This is a genomic window from Pseudomonas sp. MWU13-3659 (genome assembly GCF_023757525.1).
Classification (GTDB): Bacteria; Pseudomonadota; Gammaproteobacteria; order Pseudomonadales; family Pseudomonadaceae; genus Aquipseudomonas; species Aquipseudomonas entomophila_E.
Window position 1 is genome coordinate 524,018 of sequence record NZ_JAMSHW010000001.1, and the last position, 14,856, is coordinate 538,873.

At 59.6% G+C, this 14,856-nt stretch carries 21 protein-coding genes, 1 tRNA gene and 1 pseudogene; 15 read left to right on the forward strand and 8 right to left on the reverse strand.

Going from position 1 to position 14,856, the window contains the following annotated elements; all coding sequences use genetic code 11:
* Window positions 1-19 precede the first annotated feature (19 nt).
* Window positions 20-1,255 (forward strand): methyltransferase, encoded by a 1,236-nt coding sequence (locus tag NGM28_RS02320; protein WP_252088540.1) that lies wholly within the window; start codon window positions 20-22, stop codon window positions 1,253-1,255.
* A 235-nt stretch (window positions 1,256-1,490) separates the two neighbouring features.
* Here the strand turns inward: NGM28_RS02320 and mdtI are convergent, their stop codons facing one another.
* Both mdtI and NGM28_RS02330 read right to left on the reverse strand, forming a co-directional pair.
* Window positions 1,491-1,808 carry a multidrug/spermidine efflux SMR transporter subunit MdtI gene (gene mdtI, locus NGM28_RS02325; RefSeq protein ID WP_252088541.1) on the reverse strand — a complete coding sequence of 106 codons (318 nt, stop codon included), beginning with the start codon at window positions 1,806-1,808 and terminating at the stop codon, window positions 1,491-1,493.
* A complete protein-coding gene (locus tag NGM28_RS02330; protein ID WP_011536198.1) occupies window positions 1,802-2,161 on the reverse strand; it encodes a multidrug/spermidine efflux SMR transporter subunit MdtJ in 360 nt (119 codons plus the stop codon). The genes mdtI and NGM28_RS02330 overlap by 7 nt, the downstream gene beginning before the upstream one ends.
* 484 nt (window positions 2,162-2,645) lie before the next feature.
* On the opposite strand from NGM28_RS02330, the gene NGM28_RS02335 reads away from it, so the two are divergent.
* The 5 genes from NGM28_RS02335 (at window position 2,646) to NGM28_RS02355 (ending at window position 4,286) form a co-directional block, all read left to right on the forward strand.
* Window positions 2,646-3,224: a hypothetical protein gene (locus NGM28_RS02335; protein WP_240065254.1), complete on the forward strand. Its 579-nt coding sequence runs from the start codon at window positions 2,646-2,648 to the stop codon at window positions 3,222-3,224.
* A 9-nt stretch (window positions 3,225-3,233) separates the two neighbouring features.
* Window positions 3,234-3,440 (forward strand): helix-turn-helix domain-containing protein, encoded by a 207-nt coding sequence (locus tag NGM28_RS02340; protein ID WP_011536200.1) that lies wholly within the window; start codon window positions 3,234-3,236, stop codon window positions 3,438-3,440.
* An 18-nt stretch (window positions 3,441-3,458) separates the two neighbouring features.
* Window positions 3,459-3,839, forward strand: coding sequence for an Aq_678 family protein (locus tag NGM28_RS02345; RefSeq protein WP_011536201.1), 381 nt, complete (start codon window positions 3,459-3,461; stop codon window positions 3,837-3,839).
* Window positions 3,840-3,860: 21 nt separating this feature from the next.
* The gene (locus tag NGM28_RS02350) at window positions 3,861-4,112 is read left to right on the forward strand and encodes a hypothetical protein (RefSeq protein ID WP_252088542.1); all 252 of its coding nucleotides are present in this window, start codon (window positions 3,861-3,863) and stop codon (window positions 4,110-4,112) included.
* 98 nt (window positions 4,113-4,210) lie between these two features.
* Window positions 4,211-4,286 (forward strand) — tRNA-Thr (locus NGM28_RS02355).
* 105 nt (window positions 4,287-4,391) lie between these two features.
* Here the strand turns inward: NGM28_RS02355 and NGM28_RS02360 are convergent.
* The 3 genes from NGM28_RS02360 to NGM28_RS02370 are packed head-to-tail and all read right to left on the reverse strand — an operon-like array spanning window position 4,392 to window position 6,246.
* Complete coding sequence (locus tag NGM28_RS02360) at window positions 4,392-4,949, reverse strand: hypothetical protein (RefSeq protein ID WP_252088543.1); 558 nt, start codon at window positions 4,947-4,949, stop codon at window positions 4,392-4,394.
* Window positions 4,942-5,994: a phage integrase gene (locus NGM28_RS02365; protein WP_252088544.1), complete on the reverse strand. Its 1,053-nt coding sequence runs from the start codon at window positions 5,992-5,994 to the stop codon at window positions 4,942-4,944. Before NGM28_RS02365 ends, NGM28_RS02360 begins: the two co-directional genes overlap by 8 nt.
* A gap of 3 nt (window positions 5,995-5,997) precedes the next feature.
* Window positions 5,998-6,246 (reverse strand): helix-turn-helix domain-containing protein, encoded by a 249-nt coding sequence (locus tag NGM28_RS02370; RefSeq protein ID WP_502943814.1) that lies wholly within the window; start codon window positions 6,244-6,246, stop codon window positions 5,998-6,000.
* A 101-nt stretch (window positions 6,247-6,347) separates the two neighbouring features.
* Here NGM28_RS02370 and NGM28_RS02375 point away from each other — a divergent pair, with 101 nt between their 5' ends.
* From NGM28_RS02375 to NGM28_RS02415, 9 genes and pseudogenes are all read left to right on the forward strand, one after another.
* Complete coding sequence (locus tag NGM28_RS02375; RefSeq protein WP_252088545.1) at window positions 6,348-6,566, forward strand: hypothetical protein; 219 nt, start codon at window positions 6,348-6,350, stop codon at window positions 6,564-6,566.
* A 9-nt stretch (window positions 6,567-6,575) separates the two neighbouring features.
* A complete protein-coding gene (locus NGM28_RS02380; protein WP_252088546.1) occupies window positions 6,576-9,272 on the forward strand; it encodes a bifunctional DNA primase/helicase in 2,697 nt (898 codons plus the stop codon).
* Window positions 9,273-9,724: 452 nt separating this feature from the next.
* Window positions 9,725-10,087, forward strand: a complete 363-nt coding sequence (locus NGM28_RS02385) for a DUF7673 family protein (protein WP_252088547.1) — start codon at window positions 9,725-9,727, stop codon at window positions 10,085-10,087.
* Window positions 10,084-10,365, forward strand: coding sequence for a hypothetical protein (locus NGM28_RS02390; protein WP_252088548.1), 282 nt, complete (start codon window positions 10,084-10,086; stop codon window positions 10,363-10,365). Before NGM28_RS02385 ends, NGM28_RS02390 begins: the two co-directional genes overlap by 4 nt.
* Window positions 10,359-10,553, forward strand: a complete 195-nt coding sequence (gene csrA / locus NGM28_RS02395) for a carbon storage regulator CsrA (RefSeq protein ID WP_252088549.1) — start codon at window positions 10,359-10,361, stop codon at window positions 10,551-10,553. The genes NGM28_RS02390 and csrA overlap by 7 nt, the downstream gene beginning before the upstream one ends.
* 67 nt (window positions 10,554-10,620) lie before the next feature.
* Window positions 10,621-10,860, forward strand: coding sequence for a hypothetical protein (locus NGM28_RS02400; protein ID WP_252088550.1), 240 nt, complete (start codon window positions 10,621-10,623; stop codon window positions 10,858-10,860).
* 14 nt (window positions 10,861-10,874) lie between these two features.
* A pseudogene (locus NGM28_RS02405) lies at window positions 10,875-11,019 on the forward strand (Arc family DNA-binding protein); the annotation flags it as partial.
* Window positions 11,020-11,260: 241 nt separating this feature from the next.
* Window positions 11,261-11,527: a hypothetical protein gene (locus NGM28_RS02410; protein ID WP_252088551.1), complete on the forward strand. Its 267-nt coding sequence runs from the start codon at window positions 11,261-11,263 to the stop codon at window positions 11,525-11,527.
* Window positions 11,528-11,775: 248 nt separating this feature from the next.
* On the forward strand, window positions 11,776-11,988 hold the full coding sequence (locus NGM28_RS02415) for a hypothetical protein (protein ID WP_252088561.1): 213 nt from the start codon (window positions 11,776-11,778) through the stop codon (window positions 11,986-11,988).
* On the opposite strand, the gene NGM28_RS02420 is transcribed toward NGM28_RS02415, so the two are convergent.
* From NGM28_RS02420 to NGM28_RS02430, 3 genes are all read right to left on the reverse strand, one after another.
* Window positions 11,958-12,212, reverse strand: a complete 255-nt coding sequence (locus NGM28_RS02420; RefSeq protein ID WP_252088552.1) for an ogr/Delta-like zinc finger family protein — start codon at window positions 12,210-12,212, stop codon at window positions 11,958-11,960. The two genes, NGM28_RS02415 and NGM28_RS02420, sit on opposite strands and share 31 nt — an antisense overlap.
* 71 nt (window positions 12,213-12,283) lie before the next feature.
* Window positions 12,284-13,144 (reverse strand): phage portal protein, encoded by an 861-nt coding sequence (locus tag NGM28_RS02425; RefSeq protein ID WP_252088560.1) that lies wholly within the window; start codon window positions 13,142-13,144, stop codon window positions 12,284-12,286.
* Window positions 13,056-14,856 (reverse strand): terminase large subunit domain-containing protein (locus NGM28_RS02430; protein ID WP_252088553.1); only part of this gene is annotated, 1,801 nt, incomplete at its 5' end. The genes NGM28_RS02425 and NGM28_RS02430, both read right to left, overlap by 89 nt.

Genomic DNA, 14,856 nt, shown 5'->3' on the forward strand with positions numbered 1-14,856 from the left:
ATAACGCTGCGGTGCCTGCATGCCGACCACGTCCCCCCTCCACGACCCGCACTTGCTCGAGCGCTTCCAGGCCCTCGACCACTTCCTCGTCGAGCATCAGCACCTGTGGCGCCCCCGCCCCTTCACTCACGTGCGAATGGGCTGGGAAACCGAGCACCCCGAACTGTCCCACTGGCTGCGCCAACGCACCCTGGAACAGGCCGAAGCCGTCCAGCGATATCCCGAGCACCTCCACGCCCCGGCACCCTTTGCGCAGCTGGCCGAGCAGGCCCTGCACCTGTCCGAGGTAGGCGAACTGCCCGATGCCGGCCTGCACCCCGCCGGCCACCGCCTCGACGTCAACGTCCCCGGCCGCAAGTGGCAACAGATCGAAGCCTTCGCCAGCCGCCTGACGTTCACGCAGCCCGCGCACCACTGGCTCGACTGGTGCTCCGGCAAAGGCCACCTGGGCCGCCGCTTGCTGCAGCCCGGCCAACAACTGACCTGCCTGGAGTATGACGTCGACCTGGTCAACGCCGGCCAGGCCCTGAGCGACCATCACCACCTGCCCGCCACTCATGTGCACCAGGACGTCATGGCTGCGGACTGTGTCCAGCACCTTGATGGCGGCAAAAGCGCAGTCGCCCTGCACGCCTGCGGCGACCTGCATGTGCGCCTGTTGCGAGCGGCCAGCCAACAGGGGTGCCAGCAGATCGCCGTGGCCCCCTGCTGCTACAACCGCATCCAGGGCAAGCACTACCATGCAATGTCAGCAGCCGCGCTGGCCTCGACCCTGGCTCTGACTCAGGAAGACCTGGGCCTGCCGCTGAGCGAGGCGGTAACCTCCAGCCTCAGGACACGCCGCCAACGCGACACCTCCATGGCCCGCCGCCTGGGCTTCGACGTGCTGCAGCGCCAGCAACGCGGCGTGGACGACTACCTGCCGACCCCCTCGCTACCCGTCAGCTGGCTGGCAAAGCCCTTCGAGCAGTACTGCCGCGACCTGGCCGACCTCAAGCAGGTCGAACTGAGCGGAGATCCCGATTGGACCAGCCTGGAGGCGATGGGATGGCAGCGCCTGGCCCAGGTGCGCAACCTCGAGTTGGTGCGCAACCTGTTCCGACGGCCGCTGGAGATGTGGCTGGTGCTCGACCGCGCACTGTTCCTGCGCGAGCAAGGCTACGCGGTACGCGTCGGCGTGTTCTGCGACTACCCCCTCACGCCACGCAATCTGTTGTTGCTGGCCGAGCGCGACGGATCGCCGCAGGAGGTTTGACAACCTGTGGATAAGTCTGTGAACAAGCTTGTGATGAAAATCGGCTGATCTTGGAGAAAAGCGCTATTTGCGCCGCGTTGCTTATTCCACTGAAACCGTGAAAGCCAGAAAAAACAGGCCTTTGCGCAAAGACCGGTGGTAGCGTCGGCCGGCATGCCTTTTGTGCAAGGCGCAAATGCTCCTTGTGCATAAGCATTCCAGCCAAACGCTCTAACTACCCTCGAACGAGGGGATTTCAGGCCAGTTTCAGCAGGCTCATGCCCACCAGCAGCAGCACTAGCCCCAACCAACCACGACCGGCCAGGCGCTGGCCGAACAAGGCCCAACCCATGGCCACGGTGGCGAGGATGCCGAAGCCACCCCAGATGGCGTAGGCCAGCGACAGATCGATGTCCTGCACCGCCTGGGCCAGCGCGGTGAAAGCTGCCAGCACGCAAAGGATCGAGGCCACGCCCAGGCCCTTGCGACGGAAGCCGTCGGAGTACTTGAGCAACAGGTTGGCCAGCACTTCCAGCGCAATGGCCAGGCCCAACCAGGCGAACGGGATCAGCATGGCAACGCCTCCCCTTCACGTTCGACAGCCTTGGCCCGGGTACCCGCCTTGACCAGCAGGATACCGGCGATCATCACCGCCAGGCCCAGGGCCTTGGTCCAACCCAGGCTTTCACCCAGCCACAGCACGCTGATCAGGGTGATCAACACGATGCCGAACCCCTCCCACAGCGCGTAAGCGACACCCACCGGCACCCGCTTGACCGCCAGGGCCAGGAAGAAATACGACAGACAGATCATGACGTACATGACCACATGCCCCATCACGGGGAAATGAGTGGCGGCGAGTTTCATCGACGCCGTGCCGATCACCTCGAAGGTGATGGCGACGATCAGATAGATCCAGGAACGCATGGTGCCCTCCCATGGGCGACAGCAGCCGGGCGCGCAGTCATCGGCGCCGGAAAAAGACGGTTAAGGCTGAAGAGGCAGGGAGGAACTAGAGGTCGCCGGTCCAGTGACGTTCACGGGAAACCAGGCGGGAGGTGGAGAGGAGCTTGAAAGCTTTACTGTTCAACATAATGAACAGAAGATTAGCTGAACTGATCGAATAAGTCAAAACGATAGACTCAGACTAATTATTTGTCGCGAGCAATCGTCCACAAACAGTGAAAACCCCTTAAAGCCTGCTGAAAGCTTCGTAAATTATATTATCCAGCCCAAACCCCTCCCCCTGTAGGAGCCAGCTTGCTGGCGAAAGGGCCATCACCACCACCACAATTCGAATGCCCCCCCTGCGGCAAAGTGTCACCACCCCCAAAATCACCTAATTAATTATTGTATTACGATAATTATTCAAGAATAATCCGCCCCGTTCATCACTGTACGGAGGCACCCCATGAACAGTAGATCCGTGGCCTATGCGCGTTCGCGCCTACGCACCATTGGCGCATTCGCCGCCTTTCTCGCCTGGACGACCGCTGCGGTAGAACTGCTCGGCACCCCCATGCTATGGCTGTTCGACTTCCCCGAAGTGCAGTCCGCCTACCTGCAGGCCCACGGCGACCAGATGCCCTTGTTGCTCGCGCCGGACTTCCAGCCCTCGCCCCTGTCCATCGGCCTGGTCCTGACACTGGACATGATCCCCACCAGCATCTCGGCCCTGGCCCTGGGCATGACCGGCCTGTTCTTCCACCGGCTGTCCAAGGGCCAGACCTGGACCAACGCCAACATCAAGCTGCTGTGGTGGGTCGGCCTGCTGTGTATCGGCATGCCGCTGTTGTGGCCGGTGATCGACACCTTCCAGGGCCTGGCCCTGGCCATCGACCTGCCTGCCGGGGAAAGGAGCTTCAGCGTCTCGATCGGTGTATCATCGCTGGCTGTCTACGAGATCATGAAAGGCATCCTGCTGTGTGCCTTCTCGCTGCTCATGCGTGACGCCAAGACCATCAGCGATGAACACAACTGTTATGTCTAACCGCTCCCTATGCCGATAATCATCCGCCTCGACGTCGTCATGGCCCGGAACAAGATACGTTCCAAGGACCTGGCGGAAATCATCGGTATCACGGAAGCGAACCTGTCGCTGCTGAAGAACGGCAAGATCAAGGGTTTCAAGATCGAGACCCTGGAGAAGCTGTGTCGCGCACTGAACTGCCAACCGGGCGACCTGCTGGAGTTCAGCGACGAATGATCAAGGACTGCACCCCCCATGGCATTTTCCCGCAAGGGCCTCGCGGCCCTGCTACTGGCCTGCCTGCCGCTGGCCGGCTGTGGCCCGAGCTACAGCTATAGATACTCGCCACCGCCCAGTGCGCATGGCATGAACTGCATCAACAGCTGCTCTGCGCAGCGCAACCATTGCCAGCAGATGGCCCGGTTGCAGGAAAACAGCGAACGCGCGCTGTACCAGGCCGAGATGAGGGCCTACCAGTACTGCCAGAACGGCAAGAGCAAGAAGGAAGCGCGTCACAGTTGCTACCACCCAAGCTACCCCTTCTCGACAGGGAGCAGCTACAGTTGCGGCAACGACTACGACTCCTGCTACATGGCCTGCGGCGGCACCATCCAGCGCATTTTGAACAAAGACTGATCCCGGAACGGACTCGAACACGTGAAACACGCCAAGCCCTTTGCCCTGCTGACCCTCGCCCTGGCCATGACCGGCTGCGCCGGCAACACCGCCAGCAACAAGCCCGCCCCGCTCGACTGGAACATGCCCGGCATGCAGCTCGGCGGCGACCGCGGCCTGCCGCTGCACAACGTCGACGGCAGCTGCCGCAAGCGCGGTTGCGACAACGGCAAGCTGTTCTTCAACCCAGGCAAGCCTGAGCCGAGCGTCAACACCATCCACCGCGGCTGGTAGGAAAATTCTCCTTTCGCCTCGGTGACTTAGGGGTTTTAGCGATGAATGCAACGAAGTGGTTTACAGCCGCGATTCCATCGCTATAATGACGCCCCTGTGCCGGTATAGCTCAGATGGTAGAGCAACTGACTTGTAATCAGTAGGTCCCGGGTTCGATTCCTGGTGCCGGCACCACCTTAGAAGCCCCGCAATGCGGGGCTTTCGTCTTTCTGGCGTTGACGAATCGGGGTTTCACAACCCCATAAGTGTCCACATTTCGTCCACACTCCCCGCCAGCCTTCAACGAATAGCTAATGACTTGCCCAGCTCCAGCGCCGTCTCGAAGGTGCGGTAAGCAGTCTTCATCTGTTCGTAATCGTCTGTCCCTTCGTACAAGCCCCCCCCTTCTGATGTGTCGGCACGCAAGCTGTCAATAAGCTGGTAAAAGCGAACTACATTCCTAGCATCTTTTTCGTTAAGCACTCCAAGCTTCGGAGCATTCGCCAAATAGACGCGATTGTAGTGTTCAGGGATGTTCAGCCTTACACGGCGTACCGATACTCCCGGCCCGTATGCACTCGGCCGCGGATTCCAGTTTTTGATAGCGTCGGATAGCTGGATGCCATATCTCTGCCTCCCGGCAATCTCAACCAATGCTTCAACTTCAGACAAAATGGCTGCACGAACGCTGCGGCTCTCCCTCCATGCCTGCCATCCGAGGGCTAACCATGAGCCACCTATACCAATCAAACCCGAGGTGAGAGCTATAGCAACAGTGCTCCAGTTGACTGACTTATCTGCAGCCGGAGAACCTGCAAAATCCCAGACGACTACGCACCACTCTAGAGCCTCAGTCATTTCCTACCTCCTTGTTTGCAATGCTGCTCAGAGGGTTCAGCGTTACCACCTCAGCTAGGTGACCCGGGCTGAAATGGGCATAACGCATTGTCATGACCAGCGACGAGTGCCCAAGGACTCGCTGCAGGGTCAGGATGTCCCCACCGTTGGCCATGTAGTGACTGGCAAAGGTGTGGCGCAGAACGTGTGTCATCTGCCCTTCTGGCAGATCGAGACTGATAGCTTCGACAGCCTCTCCAAATTTCTTGTAGCAGTCACCGAATGGCAGATTGGCCTTCACCAACTCCTGCAGCTGCTTACTGATCGGCACTGCTCGACTCTTGGAGTTCTTCGTTCGGTGGTAGTGGATGCGGCGATCCTTCACCTGGCGAGCTGTCAGTCCCTCGGCCTCGGACCAGCGTGCACCAGTGGCAAGACATATCCGCGCAACGACACCGGCGCTGGCTGAGATCTTGTCCAGGGCATTGAGCAATGGCGGGATCTGATCCTTCTCCAGGTACGCCATTTCCGGCTCGTCGAACTTCAGCCGCCGGACTTTGGCCAGCGGATTCTCCCCCTTCCACTCGCCCAGGCGGTCCAGCTCGTTGAACACGGCGCTCAGGTAGGCCAGTTCATGGTTCAGCGTGTTCGCGCTGACGGGCTTGGCCTTCTGCCCCTTCTTCATACCATTGCCCGGAGTGCTTCGGCCATGGTCACCAGCCAGGCGCTCGGCGCGGTACTGGGTGAAGTTGGCAGCGGTGAAGTCCGTGGCGCGCGGGTCGCCCATTCGCTCAGCCATGGCCTGCAGAGCGCGCTGACGCTCCTCCCCTCGCTTGAGCGTCTGGCCGTGCAGCTTGAACCAGAGGTCCACCAGTTCACTGAGGCGTCGATCGTCGCGCTTGGGCTTCTTCTCGAACTCGCCTCGAGCACCATCCCCCATCAGCAGCCGTTCGGCATGCATCGCTTCGTTCTTGGACTTCAGCTTACGGCGGACACGTGGTCCATCGCGACCTTCTGGCCTGCAGTCCAGGAGCCACTCCCCGGTAGGCAGTTTCTTGATCGACATGGCTTAGACCGGGCTCACCTGGTCGCATTCTGGGGCGGTTTCGCCGGTCATCAACCACAGCGTGTACTTCTTGAAGCGCGCATGGTTGGTGATCTTCAGGAGTGCGATTGAGCTGACTTCGGTACGCAATGCCAGCTCGTATTTCTTGTAGCTGCTCAGGCTGATGCCTGTGGCTTCACACAGCTCTGACTGTGTCAGGCCTTCCTTGATCCTGATCGCCTTCAGCTTCTCCGCAAGCTCCATCGACTGCATCTCCCCTCTTGACATGGTTCCATATGGGTACTTATTCTAGGGTTCCATATGGGTACTTTTGACCCAGATATCCCTAAATAAGCGACGCAGAGGTTAACAGAATGCAGATCCACATCGACACGCCATACATGACCATCGCGGAGTACACCCGGCGTTCAGGCCAGTCTTCAAGCGCAGTGGAAAACGAAATCAAATCAGGCAATTACATCATCCGGCCTAAGCGCGAAGGCTCGAAAGCGGCGGTCCTTATCAACATGGTGCACATGACCCTGGAAGCGGCAGAACAGGCCGAGCGCGTCCGCATGGAAGGCAAGCGGTAAGGGATTGGCATGAGCGCACGCATCACACCCGAGCAGTTCGAAGACATCTACCGGCAGGACGTCCTGCCGGCCATCGAATATGACCGCGACCTGGACTTCCTGGCCAAGGACCAGAAGCCCAACTCCAAGTACTTCCAGAAGGGCGTTTGCCCTGGTTGCGGAAAGCGAGAACTGTTCGTCAGCAAGGAAAAGCCCTACCAGCTCAAGTGCAACCGTCACAACAATTGTGGCTTCTCCGAGCGAACCCGCGATCGGTACCGTCACCTTTTCGAGAACCTGAGCCAGCGCTTCCCATCGACGCCGGACGCCCCAAACGCAACTGCAGACGCTTACCTGCGCCGCGCCCGTGGCTTCGATGTCAGTGGCCTAACCGACTGGTACAGCCAGGGCCGCCGCAAGATGGCCTCCGGCGTTTGGGCAGACACCGTGCGCTTCCCTCTTTGCGATGGCTACTGGGAGCGCATCATCGATGCCTCCGCTGTTGCTGAGAACAACGGCGACAAGGCCGGTATCAAGTCGGGTATGAGCTACACCAACCGTGGCTGGACCCCGCCAGGCCAGACGATTGGGAAGAATGACCGAGTCTATGTCGTGGAAGGCATCTTCCACGCGATCGCTCTACACCTGGCCGGTTTCAAGGCAATCGCTTCGATCAGCTGCGTGAACTTCCCATGGGATTACGTCGAAGCGAACAAAGGCCAACTGATCACCTGGGTGATCGGCCTGGACGATGACAAAGCTGGTAAGCAGTACATCCCGAAGTACCTGAAGCAATTGCGCTCAATGCACGAAATCGGCTGGGTGGCGCTCGCTGGCGAACGGGATTGGGATGATGTCTATCGCGATGGCGAGCTGGACCAGGACTTCATGGACGACGCTTGCTATCGCGGACGCCTGTTCACCGCCGAGAGTGCAAAGAAGCTTGCCTACCTGACCTACCTTCGCAAGCCCTTCGCCTTCGACCTGGTCGAGTTCCGCAACCAATTGTTCTCTGTTCGGGTCAACCAGGCCGAGCTGACCAAGGCCCTGGGCGATGACAAGCTGGAGGGTAACCGCGAGCACTTCTACAGCGCCGCCCGCGTCACTCAGATTTCCAACTGCATCCCTGACCTGGACTACCTGGAAAAGGACATCATCACCGGCGAGCAGCGTTATCACTTCAGCTTCACCTTCCCCGACCAGAGCCGCAATTGCCAGGCCGCACTATCCTCCGGCGCGATCGCGGATCCGCGGGGCTTCATCAAGGGCATGCTGGACTTCACCCCCGGCGGCAACTTCGAGGGCGGTGCCCGGGAGCTGGCGACACTCAAGGCAAAGTGGCTGAACGACGAGCGGCGTCCAGTACGCACCGTTCGCAGCCTCCCCTTCCTGGGCTACGACGAAGACACCGGCACGTACTGCTTCCCTGAGTTCGGCTTCCATGCCGGCCGCGAGCTGCCGGTGAACAGTCACGGCTTCATCGAGGTCAAGGGCCGTGGCATCAAGACGGCACTGGGCACCGTTAAGTTCGAGCGAGGCGAAGACTTCGACCCGTCCTGGTTCTCTGACTTTCTGGCGGTCAACGGCATGAACGGCCTGGGCGCACTGTCCTGGTGGACCGCCTCCCTGTTCGTCCAACAGATCGCCAGCCAGCAGGCGTCCTTCGGCTTCCTTGAGCTGACCGGCGAACCAGGTGCGGGTAAGTCGTCGCTGCTTCGCTTCCTCTGGCGACTGGTGGGCCGCGAGAACACCGAAGGCATCAAGCCCAGCGGCTCCGGCGCAAGCTCTGTCGGCCTGCTTCGGGCCTTCGCTGAAGTAAGCAACTTGCCGTTGGTGCTGATCGAGTCCGACCGGACCTACGTCGATGCACAGGGACGAACCGTCACGATGCAGTTCACCTGGGACGACGTGAAACCAATGTTCGACTACCACGCCCAGCTCCGGGTAACCGGTGTGAAGACTGCAGGCAATGAGAAGCGTGTGGACATCTGGCGTGGCGCACTGGCGATCTCACAGAACGCGAGCGTCACCGGGGACGAAGCCACACTGTCCCGCATCGTTCACTTCCATTGCACCAAAGAAGGCCACAGCCAAGCTCTCAAGCCGCTGGCCGATCGGCTCAAGGCAATGAAAGCAAAGGAGCTGGGTGGGTACCTGCGTCACTGCCTGGCTAACGAAAAGCTGTGGCTGGACCGCTACTTCGAGGCATTCCCCCGCTATGAGCGCCGCCTGATGGCGAACCCCGCCATCACTGAAATGCGGATCTATCAGTCCCACGCCCAAATCATGGCAGCTGCCTACGCCGCACAAGCGTTCTTCCCGGACTGGAGCGAACAGGACCTGCAGAACCTGGTCGCCCACATCGAGACCAGGGCGATCGATCGGCAGCAACGGTGCAAGTCCGAGGATCCGACCGCTGCGAAATTCTGGCAGATCTACCACTACCTGAATGAAGACGTAGTGACGATCAGTGACGGGGATGGTGAGCGGGAAGAGGTCCGCGAAACGCTGAACCACAGCGTCGACAAAGAACTGATCGCCATCAACATCGAGCACTTCCAGCAGCGCTGCAGGTTGGCCGGCCAGGAGGTGATCCCCGACACCCAGCTGCGTCGAGCACTCGCCAGCAGCACAACCCACAAGTTCATCGAGCTGCGCAAAGCCCGATCACGCATAGAGAAGCGGTCCCTGAATCTGTGGTTCTTCAGCAAACGTGGCGGGGCTTGAAACGTTGGGGGTTTGCTCCTGTAGGGGGTGATCCATGGGGGTGAAAGGAATTTGTGCGGAGTCCCCCGTTTTGTCCGGAACATCCGGAACATTTCTAACTTACTAAAAAAATATTCAATAAATACAGGTAGTTACTTAACAAAAAACGTTCCGGTAGCACCGGAACAGAGCGGAACGCACCGGAACAAATTCCGTTCCGGCATGTTCTGGCAATGTTCCGCTCTTGACCTTTGAGTCAGCTTCAGCTGCAACCCAGTAACCACGCGGGATACAGCGATTATCGCGAAAAACCACGTTCCGGCATGTTCCGGTAATACCGGAACGTTTTGGAAAAGCTGTAGGCCACGAACTTCAAGGCCTCCAGAAAACGCCCCCGGCGATGTTCCGGATGTTCCGGACAAAACGGGGGACTACACACGGGTGTTTTTTTCACCCGCTCAAGGAGAGACGTCATGCACAACAACCACCGCACCCTGGCCACCGTCATGGCCGAAGCCCAGGCCCACCAGCAGCGCCTACCCGCGATCGTCACCGCCGGCACCCAGGCTTTACACCGCCTGATTCCCCTCGCCCTGCGCGACACCGGACAGAGCCGCGTCCTGGGCCGGTTCCTGCTCGGGGTCTACAACGGCGAGGACTTCCCCTTTGAACTCAGCGCCCTACGCGGCCTGGACCTGCCGCTGTTCGAGGACTGCCTGAAGGTGCTGATGATGGATTACACCCCGGACCTGGAGGTCCACGAACGCATCCTGGGCGGTAGCCAGATCTGGCAGCAGCTGATGGAGCGCTGGGCGCCGGAGGTCGTCGGGGAATGATCGTGCGCTACCTGGTCAACGGCGTCCCCAGCGCGCTACCGCTGCCCTCGATCTATCTGGAGACAGCCCGAGCGGAGGATCTGGCGGAACTGGTGGTCAGCGACTACTGGCGTCAACGGCAGGAAGAAGTGCCAGCCGACCTAAGCCTGGTCCACCTGGTCGACGTAGACGGCACAGATCTTGGGATTTTCGAAGTACGGAGCGAGCTGAAAGCCGTATTCACCGCCACCGCTCTTTCCACAGCACTGAACCAACTCAGAAGGAAATCAACATGCTGATTCTGACCCGCCGTATCGGCGAAACCATCCGCATCGATGACGACATTGAAGTCACGGTACTGGCCGTCAGGGGCAACCAGGTTCGCCTTGGCGTCACTGCGCCTGACACAGTCGATGTGCACCGCCAGGAGGTCTACGAGCGCATCCATGGCAATAGCGCGAGATTCGATCCAGCCCTGCAGGACTAGTTGGGAATAGACGGTGCCTAGGAGCAGCAACTCCAGGCACCAGCCACTACAAGAAGGAGAAACACCCTTGAAAGCATCCACCCCAAGCAGCAGCGGTTCGAAGGCTACCACAACGCCGCGTCACCTGCAGGCGACCGCTGTCGTCGGCGGCGCCTTGATTGGCTTCCTGGTCATGAAGACCCGCGAAGCCCGGAGCCAGCTGGAAAGAGTGACCGACGCGGCATGCCTGCAGGGCGACCTGTCCGACCAGGACGCCGCCCTGGTGCACCAACTGCTGGCTGCAACGCCACGCCTCACCCAGATCTGAAGGAGCAAACAACGATGTCGACTACATTCACCAACTCCCGCACCGCTGACAAATTCATGATCCGTCTGCCTGATGGCATGCGAGAGCGCATCGCCGTAGTGGCTCGTGCGCGCCTGCGCAGCATGAATTCAGAGATCGTGGCGCGCCTTGCCCTGTCGATCGACGCTGAAGACACCGCGAGCCAGACGGGTTCGATCACCATCTTTCTGCCTGACGCGGTCACTACCGAGATTGCCGACCTGGCCCGGATCAATGAGCGGTCAGTGAACGGCGAGATTACCCACAGGCTCAAGCGCTCCGCCGTGGTCGACCAGCTCACCGATGAGCAGGCGCGCATGATCGGCATCTTGCAGCGGCGGATCGAGGAGCTGGAATCGCAGGTGCAGATAAAGGGGGCCGCATGATGCTGATAGACGGCAACCTGGTGGCGGTGACGGATATTGAGGTGGACGAAGCGCGGCGGCAGTTAGCCCTGCCGGGCGACTTCTTCCTGATGCAGGCCACCCAGCGCCTCTATCACGATCCTGGCGATGGCACCGTGATGATCCCACTGCCCGCCGACATGTTGGTGGTCAATTTCGAGAACGATGCAGGTCACCGAAAGTTCGGAGTGGTGAGAATCAACTCACTGAAGTACAAGCTAGAGGGATATCAAAAGGATACCTAAGAGATATCCAAAGGATATCTAAAGGATATATAAATGGTATTTATGGGCGCTTCGGCGCCCATTTTGATATTTCACGCAAAGATACCCACAGATACTTATTGATATCACCTGATAGCCGCCAAACGCCCTATCAAGAAACCAAATCCCACACTAACCATGGAATTTCAATACCTTTAAAAACCTTGACGACCACAATTTTGGATCACAAAATATTAGCCATGTGCCATCATGCAAAACGGAGTTACGCCATGACACACCCAGCGCCCTGCCTTACTGAGCTGGCCGACGATATCGAAAGCCACGGCAACATGCTGGCCTTGCTGACCGACGTTCATACTTCTGAACTTTCACCACGGGGGAGGATTGGGCTTATTCAGCTGTCGTCGGATTTGATGAGAGACTTCACAGACATTGAAATTCGCTTCAAGAACTACCGCGCTTCGTTGACCCCGAGCTGCTGAAAGATCTCCTGCTGTCGGGTTCTGCTCATGCTGTTGAGGCGGTCGAACACCAGGCGATCCATCATCTGCTCAGACGGTCGCAGCGTATGGGAGAACGTCAGGTGTGAAACGAAGCGGTGCCCACAATCCTGACAGTCACAATAGAGGGAAACGAACTCCTTAGAGATATCGTTTCTGGAAGAGATCCGGCACTTCCCGCCGCACTCCCTGCAATAAACTCGCATACACCACCCCGGTTCCTGATTGGGCACTATTCTGCCACAAACTAGTGCCCATCGCCTCTAAGCCTATGGGTTCATTGCGTTACCGGCGCAGGATCTCGCCAACTTATACGACGATCCTCACGCAATAGATCATTCACCTGGTTGAACAGCTGGCAGATCGGTCTGATTTCATTGTTGGTGTATACACGGTCGATCTTCTCGATATCACCAAACCCGCCAGAGTTTTCTGGAATGATGCCAGCCAACGCCGGGTTCATCCGCCAGGCCGCGATGATGTCGTTCCTGGTGATGTTCTTCACCTTCTCCAGCTCGTCCCGCGCTTGGAAGTCTCCCACGGGGATTATCTTGATCGCGTTTTCTTGTCCCCCCGGGATATTGACGAACATTGACCGGAAGTTACCCACCCCCTTACTCGCGCTGATCTGCGCCTGCAGGTTGTCTTCGTCCTCCTCGGACAGGTTGGGGTCGTTGGTGTAGAAGATGTAGCCCGCATGGGCACCGTTGCTGTAGTAGCGCCGGCGGAACAGGGTCGCCGCCTCGTTGAGCAGCAGCGCCTGGAGCCCGCCCAGGTAGTCCGGTACTCCGTAGATGTTCTGCTCTACGTCGTAGTCCTTGATGTGGATGATCTCGTCCTGGTCGAACTCCTCTTCCTTGCTGTGCGGCAACAGCATCACGAAGCCGCCATCCACCTTTACCCGCATGTTGAGCGCCGGCAGGTGCTCCAGCTCCAGGGCCTGGTCCGCGAAGTTGAAGTGCACCAGGAAGAAGGCTTCCCCAAACACCATGTAGTCCATCGCCGCGCAGCCCATGGTGTGCGTGCTGCAGCCCGCCGAGGGGATGAACTCACGCAGCAGCAGGTTGCGCTTGAACTTGGGGATGGCGCCGTGGTGCGCGTTGGCACGCAGCAGCCTTGCCAGGCCAGCCCGCGACACCGGCGGCTTGTACAAGCGCCCGTCGTCGGTGGGGAACACGCCCAGGTACTCGCCCATGTTGGCGGTAAGCACCTGTTCCGGCTCGCCGAACGTGAACACCCGTGTGCGCTGTGGCGCCTGTTCCTGGGGCTGCTGGGGTCTGTTGCGTCGTCTGGCCATGGATTGTGCTCATCAGATAGCGGCTACGGCGCCGCTTGTTGGTGTTCAAGGGTTCGTTGTGCAGGGCGTGCATGACCGCCCAGGCGATGTCGGCGTGGCCCGTGGCGTCGGTCCTGGAGGCGCTGAAGGTGATCTGCCCACCGCCCGTGGTTCCGCGCTTGATGGTCAGGAAGGCCTGGGCGATGTCGGTCCAGCCGGCGTCCCACTCAAGCCGCCCGGCCTGGATAACGTCCTGGGCCTTGAGGACCAGCGTCGTTTTCGTCTCCAGGCTGTAGTGGATCTGCTTCGCTTTGGGGTAGAAGTCGCAGACGATGTCGTACACACCGATACCGACCCCGGTCGTATCGATACCGATGTGCTGCACGTTGAAGCGCTCGGTCAGCTTCTTGACCTGGTTGGCCTGGTACGTGAACGACTGCCCCCGCCATGAGTACTTTTCCAGGATCCTGAACGTGCCGCCTGGCTCATCCGGTGGGGCCACGACAACGCACGTCGCATCGTCCCGGGTTCGGCTCGGGTCATAGCCCAACCACACCGGGCGATCGCCGAAGGGACGTTCGGCCTTCTCCTGGTAGTCATCCCACAGCGTGAGGTCGCTGTAACAGCGCTCCAGCTCCTTGAGCCCGAATACACTCTGTGTGCTGTCGATGAATTTGCACATGTAGAGCTGATCGAAGCGCTCTTCGTCGTTCTCCAGCCGCAGCCGCTCGATATCGAACAGGTTGCATCCCGCTGCTGCCGCATCCAGCACCGTGATGACCTTTCTCCACTGGCCGTCCGGGCAGAGCGTGCCGGCGTGAATCTCGGCCTCGCTGGGCCACTCCTTCGCTAGCTTCTTGCCGCGCTTGCTGTTGCGGAACTCTTCCCCTGTCCAGAACGGATAGGCCTGGTGCGTGACCGCGCTGGGGGTCGAGAAGTAGGTCTTGCGCCACTTCGCGTGGGACGCCATGGCGCCGGCCAGGCCATCCAGCTTGAGGAAGTCGCGGATCCAGAAATATTCGTCGATGTAGACGTGCCCGTGGTGCCCCTGGGCCGTGCTGCTGTTCGTGGACAGGAAGCGAAGTTCCGCCCAGGGCTTACCGTCCTTGGACAGTTTGATCGGGTTGCCGGTCAGCTGTATGTCGAACCACTCCGCCGCGAAGGTGACGATGTAGCTTCGGAAAATCTCGGCCTGGGCGCGGCTGGCCGACAGGAACATTTGGTTGTCACCGGTCAACACGGCATCCATGAATGCTTCGGCGGCGAAGTAGTACGTCAGCCCGATCTGGCGGGACTTCAGCACGTTGCGGATCCGCGCCGTCAGAGGGTTGCGCTTAGCCTCGAACAGCTCCAATTGGTAGCCAAACATCCGGGAGGTGAACTTCTCCAAGAAGTCCACTTCCGTCAGCCTGCTGATGTCGTTCTTCTGGGCTTTGTCCCGCTTCTTCTCGCCCCGCTCTCGCCGCTCCTGGTGCTGCTCCTGGCCACGATCGGCACGCTTGCGCGGGGCTTCGCCGTCTACAGCCGTTGGTGGCCGACTCGACTGCTTCAGCAGCTTTTCGCGGACCGATGTT

What these genes read in the sequence shown, in the direction of transcription:
- NGM28_RS02330 (WP_011536198.1), bottom strand. Translation starts at nt 2,161, where the DNA reads ATGCGTTCCTGGATCTATCTGATCGTCGCCATCACCTTCGAGGTGATC.
- NGM28_RS02385 (WP_252088547.1), top strand. Translation starts at nt 9,725, where the DNA reads ATGCACAACAACCACCGCACCCTGGCCACCGTCATGGCCGAAGCCCAG.
- NGM28_RS02345 (WP_011536201.1), top strand. Translation starts at nt 3,459, where the DNA reads ATGGCATTTTCCCGCAAGGGCCTCGCGGCCCTGCTACTGGCCTGCCTG.
- NGM28_RS02380 (WP_252088546.1), top strand. Translation starts at nt 6,576, where the DNA reads ATGAGCGCACGCATCACACCCGAGCAGTTCGAAGACATCTACCGGCAG.
- NGM28_RS02360 (WP_252088543.1), bottom strand. Translation starts at nt 4,949, where the DNA reads ATGACTGAGGCTCTAGAGTGGTGCGTAGTCGTCTGGGATTTTGCAGGT.
- NGM28_RS02320 (WP_252088540.1), top strand. Translation starts at nt 20, where the DNA reads ATGCCGACCACGTCCCCCCTCCACGACCCGCACTTGCTCGAGCGCTTC.
- NGM28_RS02365 (WP_252088544.1), bottom strand. Translation starts at nt 5,994, where the DNA reads ATGTCGATCAAGAAACTGCCTACCGGGGAGTGGCTCCTGGACTGCAGG.
- NGM28_RS02415 (WP_252088561.1), top strand. Translation starts at nt 11,776, where the DNA reads ATGACACACCCAGCGCCCTGCCTTACTGAGCTGGCCGACGATATCGAA.
- csrA (WP_252088549.1), top strand. Translation starts at nt 10,359, where the DNA reads ATGCTGATTCTGACCCGCCGTATCGGCGAAACCATCCGCATCGATGAC.
- NGM28_RS02410 (WP_252088551.1), top strand. Translation starts at nt 11,261, where the DNA reads ATGATGCTGATAGACGGCAACCTGGTGGCGGTGACGGATATTGAGGTG.
- mdtI (WP_252088541.1), bottom strand. Translation starts at nt 1,808, where the DNA reads ATGCTGATCCCGTTCGCCTGGTTGGGCCTGGCCATTGCGCTGGAAGTG.
- NGM28_RS02375 (WP_252088545.1), top strand. Translation starts at nt 6,348, where the DNA reads ATGCAGATCCACATCGACACGCCATACATGACCATCGCGGAGTACACC.
- NGM28_RS02340 (WP_011536200.1), top strand. Translation starts at nt 3,234, where the DNA reads ATGCCGATAATCATCCGCCTCGACGTCGTCATGGCCCGGAACAAGATA.
- NGM28_RS02335 (WP_240065254.1), top strand. Translation starts at nt 2,646, where the DNA reads ATGAACAGTAGATCCGTGGCCTATGCGCGTTCGCGCCTACGCACCATT.
- NGM28_RS02390 (WP_252088548.1), top strand. Translation starts at nt 10,084, where the DNA reads ATGATCGTGCGCTACCTGGTCAACGGCGTCCCCAGCGCGCTACCGCTG.
- NGM28_RS02370 (WP_502943814.1), bottom strand. Translation starts at nt 6,246, where the DNA reads ATGCAGTCGATGGAGCTTGCGGAGAAGCTGAAGGCGATCAGGATCAAG.
- NGM28_RS02420 (WP_252088552.1), bottom strand. Translation starts at nt 12,212, where the DNA reads ATGCGAGTTTATTGCAGGGAGTGCGGCGGGAAGTGCCGGATCTCTTCC.